General features: G+C 70.2%; 17 protein-coding genes. 7 read left to right on the forward strand and 10 right to left on the reverse strand.

The genetic code is table 11. The features are described 5' to 3' along the window. Positions 1-149: 149 nt before the first annotated feature. Positions 150-1,586 carry an FAD-dependent monooxygenase gene (locus tag ACR9Y5_RS15815; protein ID WP_481298836.1) on the forward strand — a complete coding sequence of 479 codons (1,437 nt, stop codon included), beginning with the start codon at positions 150-152 and terminating at the stop codon, positions 1,584-1,586. 38 nt (positions 1,587-1,624) lie between these two features. Beyond that, positions 1,625-2,194, forward strand: a complete 570-nt coding sequence (locus tag ACR9Y5_RS15820) for a GNAT family N-acetyltransferase (RefSeq protein ID WP_481298837.1) — start codon at positions 1,625-1,627, stop codon at positions 2,192-2,194. Here ACR9Y5_RS15820 and ACR9Y5_RS15825 read toward each other — a convergent pair. Then, entirely contained in the window at positions 2,147-3,319 is a 1,173-nt protein-coding gene (locus ACR9Y5_RS15825; protein WP_481298838.1) for a fatty acid desaturase family protein, read from the reverse strand. The genes ACR9Y5_RS15820 and ACR9Y5_RS15825 overlap by 48 nt on opposite strands. Before the next feature lie 142 nt (positions 3,320-3,461). On the opposite strand from ACR9Y5_RS15825, the gene ACR9Y5_RS15830 reads away from it, so the two are divergent. Next, positions 3,462-3,629, forward strand: a complete 168-nt coding sequence (locus ACR9Y5_RS15830) for a hypothetical protein (protein WP_481298839.1) — start codon at positions 3,462-3,464, stop codon at positions 3,627-3,629. Positions 3,630-3,696: 67 nt separating this feature from the next. On the opposite strand, the gene ACR9Y5_RS15835 is transcribed toward ACR9Y5_RS15830, so the two are convergent. Next, a complete protein-coding gene (locus ACR9Y5_RS15835; RefSeq protein WP_481298840.1) occupies positions 3,697-3,993 on the reverse strand; it encodes a DUF2277 domain-containing protein in 297 nt (98 codons plus the stop codon). 375 nt (positions 3,994-4,368) lie between these two features. On the opposite strand from ACR9Y5_RS15835, the gene ACR9Y5_RS15840 reads away from it, so the two are divergent. After that, positions 4,369-5,394, forward strand: coding sequence for a diacylglycerol/lipid kinase family protein (locus ACR9Y5_RS15840; RefSeq protein ID WP_481298841.1), 1,026 nt, complete (start codon positions 4,369-4,371; stop codon positions 5,392-5,394). On the opposite strand, the gene ACR9Y5_RS15845 is transcribed toward ACR9Y5_RS15840, so the two are convergent. The 5 genes from ACR9Y5_RS15845 to ACR9Y5_RS15865 all read right to left on the reverse strand — a co-directional run bounded on the left by ACR9Y5_RS15845 (position 5,391) and on the right by ACR9Y5_RS15865 (position 10,653). Further along, positions 5,391-6,395 carry an amidohydrolase family protein gene (locus ACR9Y5_RS15845; RefSeq protein WP_481298842.1) on the reverse strand — a complete coding sequence of 335 codons (1,005 nt, stop codon included), beginning with the start codon at positions 6,393-6,395 and terminating at the stop codon, positions 5,391-5,393. The genes ACR9Y5_RS15840 and ACR9Y5_RS15845 overlap by 4 nt on opposite strands. Positions 6,396-6,429: 34 nt before the next feature. Next, the gene (locus ACR9Y5_RS15850) at positions 6,430-7,416 is read right to left on the reverse strand and encodes a glycosyl hydrolase family 32 (RefSeq protein WP_481298843.1); all 987 of its coding nucleotides are present in this window, start codon (positions 7,414-7,416) and stop codon (positions 6,430-6,432) included. Positions 7,417-7,418: 2 nt separating this feature from the next. After that, positions 7,419-8,252: a carbohydrate ABC transporter permease gene (locus ACR9Y5_RS15855; RefSeq protein ID WP_481299595.1), complete on the reverse strand. Its 834-nt coding sequence runs from the start codon at positions 8,250-8,252 to the stop codon at positions 7,419-7,421. 89 nt (positions 8,253-8,341) lie between these two features. Beyond that, positions 8,342-9,295, reverse strand: coding sequence for a carbohydrate ABC transporter permease (locus ACR9Y5_RS15860; RefSeq protein ID WP_481298844.1), 954 nt, complete (start codon positions 9,293-9,295; stop codon positions 8,342-8,344). A 65-nt stretch (positions 9,296-9,360) separates the two neighbouring features. Further along, entirely contained in the window at positions 9,361-10,653 is a 1,293-nt protein-coding gene (locus ACR9Y5_RS15865; RefSeq protein WP_481298845.1) for an extracellular solute-binding protein, read from the reverse strand. Positions 10,654-10,831: 178 nt separating this feature from the next. Between ACR9Y5_RS15865 and ACR9Y5_RS15870 the strand changes: the two genes are divergently transcribed. Both ACR9Y5_RS15870 and ACR9Y5_RS15875 read left to right on the forward strand, forming a co-directional pair. Next, positions 10,832-11,848, forward strand: a complete 1,017-nt coding sequence (locus ACR9Y5_RS15870; RefSeq protein WP_481298846.1) for a LacI family DNA-binding transcriptional regulator — start codon at positions 10,832-10,834, stop codon at positions 11,846-11,848. Positions 11,849-11,900: 52 nt separating this feature from the next. Continuing rightward, positions 11,901-12,185, forward strand: coding sequence for a hypothetical protein (locus ACR9Y5_RS15875; protein ID WP_481298847.1), 285 nt, complete (start codon positions 11,901-11,903; stop codon positions 12,183-12,185). Between the two features lie 50 nt (positions 12,186-12,235). Here the strand turns inward: ACR9Y5_RS15875 and ACR9Y5_RS15880 are convergent, their stop codons facing one another. From ACR9Y5_RS15880 to ACR9Y5_RS15890, 3 genes are all read right to left on the reverse strand, one after another. After that, a complete protein-coding gene (locus ACR9Y5_RS15880; protein ID WP_481298848.1) occupies positions 12,236-12,760 on the reverse strand; it encodes a beta-class carbonic anhydrase in 525 nt (174 codons plus the stop codon). A gap of 148 nt (positions 12,761-12,908) precedes the next feature. Further along, the gene (locus ACR9Y5_RS15885; protein ID WP_481298849.1) at positions 12,909-14,363 is read right to left on the reverse strand and encodes an MFS transporter; all 1,455 of its coding nucleotides are present in this window, start codon (positions 14,361-14,363) and stop codon (positions 12,909-12,911) included. After that, positions 14,363-14,800: a MarR family winged helix-turn-helix transcriptional regulator gene (locus tag ACR9Y5_RS15890; RefSeq protein WP_481298850.1), complete on the reverse strand. Its 438-nt coding sequence runs from the start codon at positions 14,798-14,800 to the stop codon at positions 14,363-14,365. The genes ACR9Y5_RS15885 and ACR9Y5_RS15890 overlap by 1 nt, the downstream gene beginning before the upstream one ends. 52 nt (positions 14,801-14,852) lie before the next feature. Between ACR9Y5_RS15890 and ACR9Y5_RS15895 the strand changes: the two genes are divergently transcribed. Further along, entirely contained in the window at positions 14,853-15,404 is a 552-nt protein-coding gene (locus tag ACR9Y5_RS15895) for a cysteine hydrolase family protein (RefSeq protein WP_481298851.1), read from the forward strand. Positions 15,405-15,428: the final 24 nt, after the last annotated feature.

The following is a 15,428-nucleotide window of genomic DNA, read 5'->3' on the forward strand; positions in this document are numbered from 1 at the left end:
CGAGGCGCCGGGTCGGCGACGCCGCCCGTCCCTGCATTTCCAGGATACCGTCCGGGCGGGGGCTTGCCGCAAGGGCCACCTCATCCGCCAGAATGGCTGGTCGCGCGTGAAATCGTGACGCGCGGTGCGAGGCGGAGGATGGGATGCGCATGGGTTCGGAGCAGTTCGACGTGATCATCAGCGGCGGAGGCCCGACCGGGATGATGCTGGCAAGCGAGCTTCGCCTGCACGACGTGCGGGTGCTGGTGGTGGAGCGCGACGCGGAGCCGACGACCGCCGTCCGCTCCCTGGGGCTGCACCCGCGCAGCATCGAGATCATGGATCAGCGCGGACTGCTCGACCGGTTCCTCGCCGCGGGGACCCGGTACCCGGGCGGCGGCCGCTTCGCCGGCATCCCGAGCCCGCGTCCCGTCGAGCTCGACACGACGCACGACTACATCCTCGCGATGCCGCAACCGGTCACCGACCGTCTGCTCGCCGAGCGTGCGGCGGAGCTGGGCGCGGACATCCGCCGCGGCCGGGAGGTGACGGCGTTCGAGCAGGACGCGACGGGTGTCACGGTCGAGCTCGCCGACGGCGAGCGGATGCGCGGCGGCTGGCTGGTCGGCTGCGACGGCGGCCGCAGCCTGGTTCGGCGGACCCTCGGGATCGGATTCCCCGGCGAAGCGGCGACGACCGAGTGGATCCTCGGCGAGGCGGAGGCGACCGCCCCGGCGGACGAGATCGCCGCGACCTCGGAGCGGGTGCGCGCGACGCACCGCGGGTTCGGCATCGGGCCGAGCGGCGACGGCCTCTACCGGGCGGTGGTGCCTGCGGCGTCCGTATCGGAGGATCGCACCGTCGCTCCGACACTCGAGGAGTTCCGCACACAGCTGCGCGCGTACGCGGGCACCGATTTCGGCATCCACTCGCCGCGGTCGATCACGCGGTTCACGGACGCCACCCGGATCGCCGAGCGGTACCGCTCCGGGCGGGTGCTGCTCGCCGGGGACGCGGCGCACATCCACCCGCCGCTCGGTGGCCAGGGGCTCAACCTCGGCATCCAGGACGCGTTCAACCTCGGCTGGAAGCTCGCCGCCGAGGTCGGCGGCTGGGCGCCCGGCGACCTGCTCGACTCCTATGAGGGCGAGCGCCGGCCCGCCGGCGAGGACGTGCTGACCCTCACCCGGGCGCAGAGCGAGCTCATCTCACCGGAACCCGGTCCGCAGGCCGTGCGCCGCATCCTCACCGAGCTCATGGACATCGACGCCGTCGCCCGCACGCTGGGAGTGAAGGTCGCGGGAATCGCGGTGCGCTACGACCTCGACGACGGGCCGGAGCTCGTCGGACGACGGCTGCGCGACATCCCGCTCTCGTCCGGCCGGCTCTACGATCGCCTGCACGGCGGCCGCGGCCTGCTGCTGGATCGGACCGGCCATCTCACGGCGACGGGATGGACGGGGCGCGTCGACCTGCTGCGGGATGCCGGAGCGGACCTCGATGTGCCGGCCGCGCTGATCCGCCCCGACGGCCATGTGGCCTGGGCGGGCTCCGAACAGGCCGAGCTGGAGAAGCGGCTGGCCCGATGGTTCGGGCCGCGGGCGTAGAGCGGCCGACCGTCGGTGGCACGCGCTAGCCTGCGACCATGTCCATCGACGTGCTGCCCGCCACCGGGCGCTGGGACGACTTCGCCACCTTCATGGTGCCGCGGAAGCCGGGTGGTGGCGGGTGCGTCTGCATGTCGTTCCGCGACTCGCGCCTCGACATGCCCGGTCGTATCGCGTACATGCACGACGAGTGCCGGACCGAGCCCGGCCCGGGCGTCCTGGCGTACGTCGACGGGGAGGTCGCCGGCTGGTGCTCCGTCGCCCCTAAGTCGACCTACCGGCGGTTGATGAACTCGCGCACCATCCCACGCCTCGACGAGGAGCTGGACCCGTGGTCCATCGTCTGCTTCGTGGTGCGCGGCGGCTTCCGCAAGCGCGGACTGATGCACGACCTCCTCGACGGCGCCGTCGCGCACGCGCGCGACGCCGGGGCGAGAATCGTCGAAGGCTACCCGGTCGACACCGGCGGCGAGAAGGTGGATGTGATCAGCGGCTACGTGGGAACGGTGCAGCTGTTCGAGAAGCACGGCTTCTCGCGAGTGGTGGCGACGGATGCGCACTCAGGGGGCCGGGTGCGCTGGCTGATGCGGCGGGAGCTGGGCGCGTGACCCCGGCGCCTGGTCGATCGCCGGGGCCCGATCCGACGACGGGGCCCGATCCGACGCCGGCGTCTGGCGCAGCTCGAGCAGCGGGCAGCTGAACGGGTCCTTCTCCCCCAGCCCCACCCGGTTGATGTGGCGGGTGACGATCGCGTAGGACTGCAGCAGCCCGGTCTCGGTGTAGGTCACCTCGTGCTCCACGCAGAACGCTCGGATCGTGGGCGCCGCACGCCGCAGGTGCGGCCGCGGCATCGACGGGAACAAGTGGTGCTCGATCTGGTAGTTGAGGCCGCCCATCAGGAAGTCGAGCGTCCTGCTCCCCCGGATGTTGCGGCTCATCAGCACCTGCCGGCGCAGGAAGTCGAGCTTCACGTCGTGCGGCACCAGCGGCATCCCCTTGTGGTTGGGGGCGAACGACATGCCCATGTAGAAGCCGAACAGGCCGAGTTGCACGGCGAGGAAGACGGCCGCGATGCCAGGCGACAGCACCAGCAGCACGAGCGTCAGATAGCCGACGATGCGCACGGCCAGGAACGCGATCTCGACCGGCCTCCGCGCGACCGGTTCACGGGCGAGCACCCGGCGGACGCTCGACGCGTGCAGCGAGAGCCCCTCCAGCAGCAGGACGGGGAAGAAGAACCAGCCCTGGTGCCCGATCAGCCAGCGCAGGGCGGCAGGCCGGTCCTGCGCCTGCCGCGGGGTGAAGGCGATGACCGGCAGTTCGATGTCGGGATCGACGCCCTCCTGATTCGGGTTCGCGTGGTGCCGCGTGTGCTTGTGCTGCCACCAGCCGTAGCTCATGCCGACGAACAGGTCGCCGACGATCAGGCTGGCCCAGTCGTTCCAGCGTCCCGAGCGGAAGATCTGCCGGTGCGCGGCGTCGTGTCCCAGGAAGGCGATCTGGGTGAACAGGAACGCGAAGAACACCGCGGTGAACAATTGCCACCAGCTGTCCCCGATCAGCACGAACGCGAGCACGGCGACGCCGGTCAGGACGGGCACGAGGACGAGCTTGGTCCAGTAGTAGCCGTAACGCCGGCGGAGCAGCCCCGACTCCCGGATGATCGCGGCCAGTGCCGTGTACTCGTTGCCGGCGCGGGCCGGCTGCTGCCGGCCGGTGGAGACCTCGGACATGATGGACGCCCCGTTCGATCGTCGACGTCGAGGTCCGGGGCGCTTGCCGCCAGCCTACCCGCGTCGAGCGGTGCGTGGAATGTGAATGAGCCGATTCGCCTCGCCGTCGTTGCGGCGCCCTTTCGCGGGTACCGTGAGGGGTATGTTGACAGTGATCGTGATCCTCCTGGTCGTCTGGGCCGTGCTGGCCGTCGTCGGGTTCGCCATCAAGGGGCTGCTCTGGCTCGCGATCATCGGCATCATCCTCTTCATCGGCACCCTCATCTTCGGCTTCGTCCGGCGGAGTGCCCGGAAGAAGAAGTCCGTCTGACCTGTGCACGCCCAGGCAGGGCGGCCGTCAGGAACCGGTCGATCCGGGTGCGGAGATCCGCGACGGCTCACACGGACGCCGTCCGGATCCTCACCTCGCGCTCCATGCGCTTCTCATGCCTCTGGCGCCCCTTGGCTGCCTCCAGCTCGCGGCTCTTCGGCGGCGCGTTGGTGACGAGCTGGTCGAGCATCCGCCGCGTCGCCTCGGCGATCTCGTCGATGGCCTGGTCGAATGCCGCGGCGTTCGCCCGCGATGGACGCGTGGACCCGCTCACCTTTCGCACGAACTGGAGGGCGGCCTCCCGCACCTCGTCGTCGGTCGTCGGCGGCTCGAAGTTGTGAAGGCAACGGATGTTCCGGCACATGCCGAGACGATAGCGCCGATCGAGGGAAGATGCAGCCCCGGCGTCCCCACACTAGGACCGCCAGAATCGGTGAGGGGCGCACCTGTTGCCCGCGCGGCGATGGTGCGAGACTGGAGCCGATGCCCCAGACCCCGGCGGTGCTGTCTCCGAAACATTTCGGCGCATCGCTCGGGCCCAGTCCGGACGGCTCCGTTTCGGGTGCGGCGCCATCCGGGCTCCGAGGCCCGGAACGACCACTGCGCTGTCGTCTGCGATACCTGCACGAATGTCGTCGCAGATCGAGGAGCGACGATGCTCCTCGCGACGGGGGTCCGGGGACCCGAACCCGTACCCCCGTCGATGACGCGTGGGTCGTCCCTGCCGTACCGTGGACCCGTGACGACTGATGCCGGCTCCGCCTCCGGGGCGCGACGCGCGGCGATCGTCGTCAACCCGAGCAAGGTCCAGGTCGCGGCGCTGCGCTCGGCGGTCGCGGCGTCGGAGGCGGAGGTCTGGGCGCCGTCCGAGTGGTTCGAGACCAGCCCGACGGACGACGGCCGCAGCGCGGTGCTGGCCGCGCTCGCCTCCCGGCCCGCGCTGATCGTGGTCGCGGGCGGCGACGGCACGCTGCGGACCGCGGCGGAGTCGCTGGCCGGGACGGGCATCCCGATCGGGCTCGTCCCGTCGGGCACCGGGAACCTCTTCGCCCGCGAACTGGGCCTGCCCCTCAACCTCCGCGCGGCGGTCGACCTCGCCTTCGGCGGCACCGACCGGATGGTGGATCTGGCCACCGCAGTGCTCGAGCGACCCGACGGCGAGCGCGAGGAGCATGCGTTCCTCGTCATGGCCGGGATCGGCCTCGACGCCGAGATGGCCGCCAAGACGAATCAGCAGTTGAAGGCACGTATCGGCTGGCTGGCCTACTCCGACCCGATCGCCCGCAGCATCCTGGGCAACAAGCAGTTCGACCTGACGTACACCCTCGACGACGGCCCGGAGGTGGAGACGCGGGCGCACACGGTCATCGTCGGCAACTCGGGCAGCCTGACGGCCGGGATGCTGCTCCTGCCGAACGCCGTCGTGGACGACGGGATGCTGGACGCCGTGATCATGCGGCCGGGACGCGGCGCGGGGTGGACGGACATCGGCTACCGGCTTGCCTTCAACCGCGTGCTGCACCGGACGGGGTTCGGCCGCTTCGTCGGGCGGTTCTCCCGGGAGACGCGCGCGATCCGGTATGCGCAGGCGCGCACCATGACGGTCCGGTTCGCCGAGCCGCAGGGCATCCAGCTCGACGGGGATCCCCACGGCGCCGTCATCGCGGCGACGCTGACCGTCCGGCACCACGCCCTCGCGGTCCGCGTGCGAGCGAGCACCCCGGACGTCCGGGGTGGAGCGCGCCCGTCCGTGGAGGCGACCTAGCCGATCCCGAACAGCCCGCGCGCAGTGCCCGACGCGAACGCGGCGCGCGCGTCGTCGTCGGGGAACTCCGCCAGGAAGGCGTCGACGTCCCTCCGTGTCGGACGCTGGAAGGGATAGTCCGTCGAGAACAGGAGGCGGTCGGGTGTCGTGACGGCGAGGGCGTGCCTGAGCATGGCGGGGTCGAGCATCCCGGAGGCGGTGATCCACACGTTCTGCCGCAGATACTCGGTGATCGACCGCTCCAGCCCGGCGGCCAGGGCCAGGCCGTCCGCGCGCTGGTGCCAGAACAGCAGCAGCTCGCCCCAGTGGCCAAGCACCAGCCGGAGACCGGGGTGACGGTCGAGAACCCCGGCCGCCATCAGGCGGAGCGCTGCGGTGCCCGCCTCGATGTGCCAGCCCCAGGCGAAGGTGGACAGCGCCAGGTCGCCGAAGCCGCCCAGACCGCTGTACGCCGCGGCGCGCACCGCCGGCGCCGGGATCTGCGGGTGGATGAAGACCGGCTGGCCGAGGCGTTCTGCAACCGCCCAGACGTCGTCGAACCGTGCGTCGTCCAGGACCACGTCGCCGACGCGGCCGTACACCATGGTGCCGGTGAGCCCCGCCCCGGCGGCGCGTTCCAGTTCGCCGGCCGCCGCCGTCGGGTCGGCCAGCGGGAGCGTCGCCATCGCGCGGAACCGGTCGGGATGCGACCGCACGACCTCGGCGGCGACGTCGTTGGCGTCGCGGCACAGGTCCACCGCATCCGCAGCACTCAGCCCTTGCGCGCCGGGCGGGGCGAGCGAGAGCACCTGGAGGTCGACGCCCTGTTCGGCCATGGCTGCCGCCCGGCTCTCGCCGAGATCCGCCAGCCGGGTGCCGGCGTCGCCGTGGTCGTTGAGCGCGAGACTGTCATCCCGCTGGTCGGCCGGCAGGGCTCGCAGCGCCCGGTCGATCCTGTCGAGCGTCCAGTGCTCCTCGATGCCGATCAGTCGCGTCATGCTCGCCCCGTCCCGTCGATCCACGCGACGATTCTCCCCCTGCCGCGGGACGAGCGCATCAGCCCCCGACGGCCACTGCCCGGGCACCGGCCGTGATCGGCCGCCCGAGCACCACGACGCCGTCTTCGACGGAGATGGCGCGCGGATCGGTGACGCCGCCCACGAACGAACCGTCGGCGGTGACGTTCCGGAAGGCCAGGAACACCGGCCGTCCGCCGGCGCGATCCTGGATGACGCGGCCGACGTAGAGGTCGTCATCCGTGATCTGCTGCGCCCGGCGCGGATCCCACCGGCCCTCGGCATCCGCGACGACCGCCCAGACGCCGCCGGTCGTACCGGTCAGCCTGCGCTCGTCGGCCAGGTCCGGCGCGAGGCACGAGAAGAACAGGACGCTGCTCCCGTCGATCTCCGCGGTGTTGAGCACCTCGAGCTGGCCGAACCCGCTTCCCGGCTCGCTCAGCGGCGGCTGCAACTCCCACGTCTCGAGATCGGGCGACAGCGCGGTGGCGATCACGCCCCGGTCGTCGGCACGCCCGCGGTTGGCGCGCGCGGTGATGAGCATCCGCCAGGCGCCGGCACGCTCGTCGCGGAACACCCACGGGTCGCGGAACGCCTCGTCGTGCCAGTGGCCGTCGGAGAGCCGCTCGTACCAGCGCGGATCCGCCGTGAGGATCGGATTGCGGTCGCTCTTCACCCAGTCGAAGAGGTCGCGCGAGGTCGCCACGCCGATGCTCTGCACGTTGCCCTCGTCGGTGAGCACCGTGCCGGTGTAGAACATCCGCCACAGTCCGTCGTCGCCCCGGACGACGCTGCCGGTCCAGGTGGCGAGCTCGTCGAACGCAGGAGCGTCGCTACGGACCAGCGCGTCGACCACCCGCGTCCACGTCGCCAGGTCATCGGAGACCGCGTGGCCGATGGAGGCGCGGTAGTGGCGGGCACCCGGGTCCTTCAGCGCCTTCGACGCGTACAGGAAGAAGAGGTGGTACCGGTCACCGTCGTCGGCGAGCCAGAAGTCCCAGACCCAGCTGTCGGGGAGTGCGTACATGGTCAGCCTTTCAGCCCCTGCGAGGCGATGGAGTTGACGAACGAGCGCTGGAACGCCACGAACAGCGCCAGCACGGGGACGGTGATGATGCTCGCGTAGGCCATGATCTGGCCCCACGAGGTGTTGAGCTGCTTGAAGTAGTCGATGCCCACCATCGCCGGCCGCACCGCCTCGCTCTGGGTCACCATGAGCGGCCAGAGGTACTGATTCCACGCCGGAAGGAACGTGAGGATGGCGACTGTCGCCACGGCCGGGCCGGCCAGCGGCATGATGATGCTCCGGTAGATGCGGAACCAGCCCGCGCCGTCGACCCGGGCGGCCTCGTCCAGCTCCTTCGGGATGGAGTCGAAGTACTGGTAGAAGAGGAAGATCGAGAAAGCGTTGGCGATGAACGGCACGATCTGCACGGTGTAGGTGTCGAGCCAGCCCTGCACGATCTGGCTGCCGTCGAAGTAGGGCAGCTGGTTCACCTCCCACAGCAGCGGGAGCGCCATCACCTCGAACGGCACGATCAGCGTCGCCAGGATGACCCCGAGGGCGATGCGACCGCCGGGGATGCGCATCCGGGACAGGGCGAATGCGGCGAGTGAGTTCACGATCAGCCCGAGCCCGACGGTCAGCACCGAGATCAGGATCGAGTTGAACAGGAACTGCGCGAACGGCACCCGGTCGAAGACGCCGAGATAGTTGTCGAAGCTGAGGTCGCCCACCGGCAGGAACGCCTGGACTCCGCCCAGGTCGCCGAAGATCTGAGCATCCGGCTTGAAGCTCGAGACGATCATGAACACCAGCGGCAGCCCGAAGACCAGCGCCAGCACGACCTTGAGGGCGAGCATGATCGCGGGGCGCCAGATCGGGCGGCGACGCCGTTCCGTGTCGATGGAGTGGGGTGTCTCGATGTCCGCGACGTCGCGGATCGTGTCGGTCATCGCCGGGCCTCCTTGTCGCGGGTGAGGAATCGCTGGATGAGGGTGACCACCAGCACGAGCACGAAGAACACCAGCGAGATGGCCGACGCGTAGCCCGTCTGCTGCTGCTGGAACCCGCTGCGCACCGCCTGGAAGACGAGCGTGGTCGTGGAGTTGAGCGGGCCGCCCTGCGTCATGATCTGCACCTGGGTGAACAGCCCGAACGCGGCGATCGTGATGGTGATCAGGATGAACGTGCGCGTGGCCCGCAGGCCCGGCCAGGTGACGTGGGCGAACTGCTGCCAGCGGGTGGCGCCGTCGAGCGCCGCCGCCTCGTACAGCTCGGCCGGGACGGTCTGGAGTCCTGCGAGCCAGATGATCATGTGGAACCCCATGGCCTGCCACGCGGACATCAGGATGATGGCGAGCAGCGCCCAGTGCGGGTCGCCCAGCCAGTCCGGCCCCTGGATGCCGACCTTCGCGAGCATGACGTTGATCAGGCCGTCCTTCTGATAGAGGAACAGCCAGAGCATCGAGACCACCACGATCGAGGTGACGACCGGGAGGAAGAAGACGGTGCGGAAGAAGGTCGTGCCGTGCGTCCGGGTGTTGACCAGGAGCGCGAGGACGAGCGCGAGCGCCGACTGGAATGGCACGATCACCACCGTGAAGACGATGGTGTTGCGCAGCGACGCCCAGAACGTGTCGTCCGTGAACAGCGCCACGAAATTGTCCATGCCGACGAAGTGCGCGGGTTCCGGCGAGACCAGTCGGGCGTTGGTGAAGGCCAGCCCGAAGGTCAGGCCGATCGGCACCAGGAGGAAGGTGACGATCAGCACGGCGGCGGGCAGGAGCATCACCCAGCCGACGGCTGCCTCCTTACGGCCGCCGACGAGGCGGGTCCTTGCCCGCGGCCCCGCAGCGGGCGCGGTGCCGGTCCGCGGCGGGGCCGGCTTGACGATGGTGCTCATGGGTGACGTCCTTGTCCGTCGGCGGGACCGGCCCTGGCGGCTTCGCCCGGGCCGGTCCTGACCGGCTACTTGAAGTAGTTGTTCGACTTCTGGTTGGCGTCGATGTCCTTGACCGCCTGGTCGAGGGTCGACTTCGGGTCGGCGCCGTTGATGATGTCCTGAGCGGCCTTCGTGAAGGTGGTCGCGATGAACGGGTAGCCCGGGGTCACCGGCCGCACTTCGGCGAACTTCTTCGAGAACTCGCGGAAGATCGCGTTCTCGCCGCCCTGCTGGTAGCCGGGCACCAGCTCCGCGGCCGCGTCGGTGGCCGGGATGGTCCCTGTCGCCTTGGCGACCTGGGCGACGTACTTGTCGGCGGCGGCGAACTTCATGTACGCCATCGCGCCCGCGGTGTCGCCGCACGTCTTCGAGACGCCCCACTGCCAGGAGGCGCCGCCGATCTTCGGTCCCTTGCCGAGGTCCACGGACGGCAGGAAGAGGGCGTCGTCCTTGAACTGCCCGCGCACCTGCTCGGCCGCCCAGCCGCCGTCGTACAGGATGCCGCTCTTGCCGTTGATGAAGTCGGCGACCGGGTCGGCGCCGGACTTCGCCGAGATGTCCCCGCCGGCGACGAGACCGCGGAACCATTTCGCCCACTCGATCGCGTCGCTCCCGTTCAGCACACCGTCGGCGGTCTTGTAGCCGTCGCGGTCGATCAGGTCGCCTCCCGCGCTCTGCAGGAACGGCGAGTACGCGTACGGCCACCACTCACCCGTGAGCCCGGTGGCGAAGTCGGCCGGGTAGGCGAACTTCCCGGTCGCCTTCAGCTTGTCCAGCGCGTCCTGGAACTCGCTCTTGGTCCAGGGCTGGTCGATGGTGGGGATGCGGATGCCCGCGGCCTCGAGCGTCGACTTCCGGGACATCATCGCGAGCGCGACATCGTAGAAGCCGTACGAGTAGGTCTTCCCGTCGTACTTGCCGACCGTGGACGGCAGGAACTTCGAGAGCGTCGCATCCATGCCGGTCAACGGGGCGAGGTAGCCGGCCCACGCCCAGTTGGGCACGTTCGGCCCGTCGATGTCGAGGATGCACGGGAGCTTCTTCGACGCCGCCGCGGCCGTGACGGACTGGTTGTAGGAGTCCTGCGGAAACGCCTGGACCTTGACCGTGTACTTCGACTGCGAAGCGTTGAAGTCCTTGACGATCGACTGGATGGCCGAGAGCTCGGCCTTGTTGCCGGCGTTGTGCGTCCACATCACGAGCTGGCCGCCGGATGTGCCCGTGCTGCCGCCGCCTTTGGCGCAGCCGGTCAGGGAGAGCGCCGCGGTGGCCGCGACGACGGCCGTGGCGATGAGCGCCCGGCGGGTTGTCTTCCTCACGATGGTGATCCTCCGTTGGATTGTGATCGTCGTCCCGCTGGCGCGGGCTGGATGCTGAATGCTTTTAGCTCTGTGCTGAATGCGTTTAGCACGGTCGAAAATAGCAATAGGATGGGTTGCGCGCAAGCACCGCGGGAAAATCTCCTGCTTGAATGGTCCGCAGATCGAGGGAGGGCCGATGCCGGACAGGGTGACGATCGCCGATGTCGCCGCCAAGGCCGGGCTGTCCAAGGCGGCGGTGAGCCTCATCCTGAACGACCGCCCCGGCACCCGTCTCTCCCCCGACACGGCCGCGCGCGTCCGCCGGATCGCCGAGGAGCTCAACTACCGCCCGAATCCCGCCGCCCGCACCCTCCGGTCCGGCACGTCGCCGATCATCGGGTTCGTGTCCGACGATGTGACGCTCACGCGCTACGCCTCGGCCATGATCCGCGGGTTGCTCGACGTCGCCGAAGACCACGAGCACACCGTGCTCATCGCCGAGACGGGGCACCATCCCGAGCGTCTCGGCGGGGTGCTCGACGCGATGGTCGACCGCCGCGCCGCCGGGCTCGTCTTCGGCTCGATGGCGGCCCGTCGCGTCTCCCTGCCGCCGCTGCCCGACGACGTGCCGGTCGTGATGCTCAACGCCACCACGACCACCGAGTACCCCGTCGTCCTTCCCGATGAACGAGCGGCCGGGGAGGCGATGGCCAAGGTTCTGATCGAGGCGGGCCACCGGCGCATCGGCCTGATCGGGCGGATCTCTCCGGCGATCCTTCCACCCGAGGAGTCGGTGACCATCCTGGACCGCTTCGCCGGCATCGACGGCGCGCTCGAGGAGGCGGGCATCGAGCTGGTCGCCGACCTGCACGAACGGCACTGGGAGCCGGAGGCCGGCTACCGGAAAGCCCGCGAGCTCCTCGAGAGCGGCGCCCAGATCACCGGCCTGATCTGCCTGAACGACAACGTCGCCTTCGGCGTCTACCAAGCGTTCCAGGAGGCCGGCGTGCGGATTCCGGACGACGTCTCGATCGTCTCGTTCGATGACGACGTGCTGGCCTCCATCCTGCGCCCGTCCCTCTCCACGGCGCGCATCCCCTACGAGCAGATGGGACGCAAGGCGATGGAGCTGGCGCTCGCCGGCGACCGCACCGCCGCCCGCCACCTCATCCCCATGCCGGTCGTGGAACGGGAGTCGGTCAGGCGGCTCTGATCCCCCCGGGAACATTCCTCCTCCGCAGGCCCGCTCCGTCCTAGGATCTGGAGTGTCGCACGCCGACTCGACGGCGACCGACGAAGGGTGGACGATGACGCAGTTCCGCGCGGTGTTCGACGCCGAGGTGACGTTCTCGAACGAGGGCGGATTGCAGGCCCAGGGCTTCCGGGTCGACGTGGCGGGACCGGACGTGACGCCGGAGGAGATCGGGCGCCTGTTCGTGACGTCGCTCGACCTCCTCATGACCGAGAGCGTCACGGTGCACGATGTGCGCATCGTCGAGGAGGCCCACAAGGGAACGCGCGGCGGCCCGAGCGACCCGCGCACGCTCTGACGCCGTCGCGCCTTCGACGCCCGCGCCGCGCTGCCCGCGCCGCGCTGCCGCTATCGGGCGGCCGGCGCCGCCGAGTCCTCGACCACCACCTCGACGAGCCGCCCTGTCGTGACGCCGAAGACGAAGCCGCGGACGGGGACGTCGCGCGAGATCCACGGGTGGGAGCGCACCTTCAGCACCTGCTCGCGCGTGTTGCGCTCGGCATCCGTGAACGTGAAGAACTGTGCGGGAGCGATCGGGTAGCTGCCCGTCTCCGCTCGCAGCCGCTCGACCAGCTCGTCCCCTGAGAAGTGGGTCAGGCCGCAGTCGTCGTGGTTGATGATGACGATCTCGCTCGTCCCGAGCATCCGCGTCGAAACGACGAGCGAACGGATCGCGTCGTCGTCGATCACGGTGCCCACGTTGCGGATCAGGTCGACGTCCGCGTCCGGGAGGCCCATCAGCCGGACGATCCCGCTCAGGCGGGGATCGGCGCACGTGACGACAGCGATCTTCGGCGCCGGAGGCCCCTCCGTCCCCGCGTACTCCGAAGCGAGGGTCTCGTTGGCGCGCAGCGCGTCGTCGGTGATGCTCATGGTCGCAACTCCTTCTGCCGTGATGGACCACGTCCGAGACGCCGGCTCACCGGGCGTGCAGGGGCAACGATACGGCCGGCGGAGCGGCGCGGCGCGCGGGGTGCCGCCAACCTGGTCGAGGGTCGCGGAAAGTGAGGGGTTCGCGCCGTCAGGCCTTCGTCGCCGGCTCCTGAGGGCGCTCCGCCGACGCGTCGGCAGGAGCGTCGGGCCGGTCGGGCGCCGGCCGGCCGATGGCCCGCAGACTGCGGTCGAACGCCGTGATCAGCAGGAACAGCGCCGAGATGCCGATGACCACCCAGCCGAGCACGTGCAGTCCGCCCGTCGTGGCGTGAGCGCCGTACACGTTGCCGTAGACGACGGATGCGACGATCGCGCCCAGGTAGAAGAAGGTGCGCAGCAACCCGGCGGAGGAGGCGATGCGCTCCGGCTGCGCCTGATGGTACAGAGTGTTCTGGATCGCGAGATTGTTCAGGCCCTGCGGGATGCCGAGCACCAGCATCGTGACCACGAGGAACCAGATCGGCGTCGCGCCGGTCATGAAGAGCACGAGCACCCCGGCGGCCAGCTGGGCGATGGAGCCGATCAGCAGCTTCCACAGCACCTCCGGGCGGCGGCCGAAGGCGAGCGCCACCCCGATCCCGGCGGCGAAGACGGGCAGCAGCACGAGGCCGGCCGCGGTCGGGTTCAGTGCGCGTCCCTCCTCCAGCCACTGGGTGAAGCCGTACACGAACAGATACGAGATGACGGCCGTCAGCAGCGAGCGCGTGTAGGTGAGCAGCAGCGGCCCATTGCCGCCGAGCACCCGCAGGTCGATGAAGGGCGCGTCGACGCGGAGCTCCCACCAGACCAGCCCGGCGCCCGCGACCAGCGTCACGGCGAGCATCCACAGGGTCGCGACGGAGATGTTCTGCAGGAAGATCAGCAGCGCGAGCATCGCCACGGCGAAGAAGACGATGCCGAGCCCGTCGATCCGCGGGCGCTCGTCGCGCGGCGGCTCGAGGCCCGTCGTCCGCGGGAGCAGGATCCAGCCGAGGATGAGACTGGCGAGACCCAGCGGCAGGTTGACCGCGAAGGTGGCACGCCACCCCCACGCGCCGATGAGGAGGCCGCCCAGCGTCGGGCCGATCACCGCGACGGTCTGCGTGGTCACCGAGAGGACGGTGAGGATGACGGCCGGCGACGCGACGCCCGTGCGGCGGCCTTCGGCACGGATCAGATGCATCGCCGCCGGGTAGCCCGCGCACGTGCCGAGGCCGAGCACGACGCGGGCGACGACGAGCCACCAGATGCTGTCGTGGGTCACGGGGATGGCGAGGCCGATCGCGCCGGCGACCGCGACCAGAGCGCCACCGGCGAGGAAGAGCCGCTTCACGCCGTAGATGTCGACCAGCCGGCCGACCAGGGGCTGCCCGATCGCCGTGGCGAGGTACAGGGCGGACACGAGCCACACGGTCTCGGAGGCCGGGGCGCCGAGCGCGATGCCGATCGGTGCGAGGGCGACCGCGATGATGGCGGTGTTGATCGGGTTGAGCACAGCGCCGAGCATCATCGGCGCGAGCAGGCGCCGGTCGAACCTGCCGGCGGGCGGCGGCTTCAGCGGCATCAGTCCAGGACCCGTTCGAGGATGGCCGTCGCTGCGGCGAGTGTGATCAGTTCGGCCTCCGACACCTGCTGCGCCAGCGTCTCGTCGAGCCAGGCGAGGCCCGCTTCCTTCTGCCCTGCGACATGCGCCCATCCCTCGTCGGTCAGCTCGACGATCTGGCGACGGCCGTCGCTCGGGTCCTGGCTGCGGGTGACGAAGCCCAGGCTCTCCAGCGCCTCCACGATCGCCGCCATCGACTGGGGACGCACACGCTCGGCGTGGGCCAGGGCGCTCACGGTGGAGACACCGCCCTTGCTCAGCCGCGACAACGCCGACGCCTGGGAGGGGGTGATCGCGTCGGTGGTCGCCTCGCGCAGTTTGCGGAGCAGCCGCGCGAGCACCGCGCGCAGATCGACGGCGATCTGCTGGGGAGTCACGTCCGGTTTCGTGGAAGCCATATCGACAGTCTAGACTGCACAGTTATAACTGTCCAGATTGAGAGGACCCCCGATGACCACCGCACTGCTGCTGATGGACTTCCAGAACGGCATCGCCGGCCGTCCCGGCTTCGAAGGCGCCGTCGGCGCGGCCGCCGAAGCGCTCGCGGCCGCGCGCGAGCACGGCATCCACCCGATCTTCGTCCGGGTCGCCTTCCGCCCCGGCTACCCGGAGGTTGCCGCCTCCAACGTCGCATTCAGCCGGACGGCCGCCGCCGGGGTCGCGATGCACCTCGACAGCCCGGCGACGCAGATCATCGACCGCCTCTCGCCTCGCGACGACGAGCCGATCGTGGTCAAGAAGCGCATCTCCGCCTTCGCGGGCAGCGACCTCGCGGTGCTGCTGCGCGGCCTGGGCGCCGACGAGCTGGTGCTGGCCGGTCTCTCGACCAGCGGCGTCGTGCTGTCGACCGTGCGTCAGGCGGCCGATCTGGACTACCGGCTCACGGTGCTCTCCGACGCCTGCGGCGACGCCGACCCGGAGGTGCATCGCGTGCTGACGGAGAAGGTCTTCCCGCGCCAGGCGTCCGTCACGACGGTCGCCGACTGGGCCGCCGCGCTCTGACGCCGCCTCGCTCTGACGCCGCCT

Source organism: Leifsonia sp. KNZ13-11D (assembly GCF_056754895.1).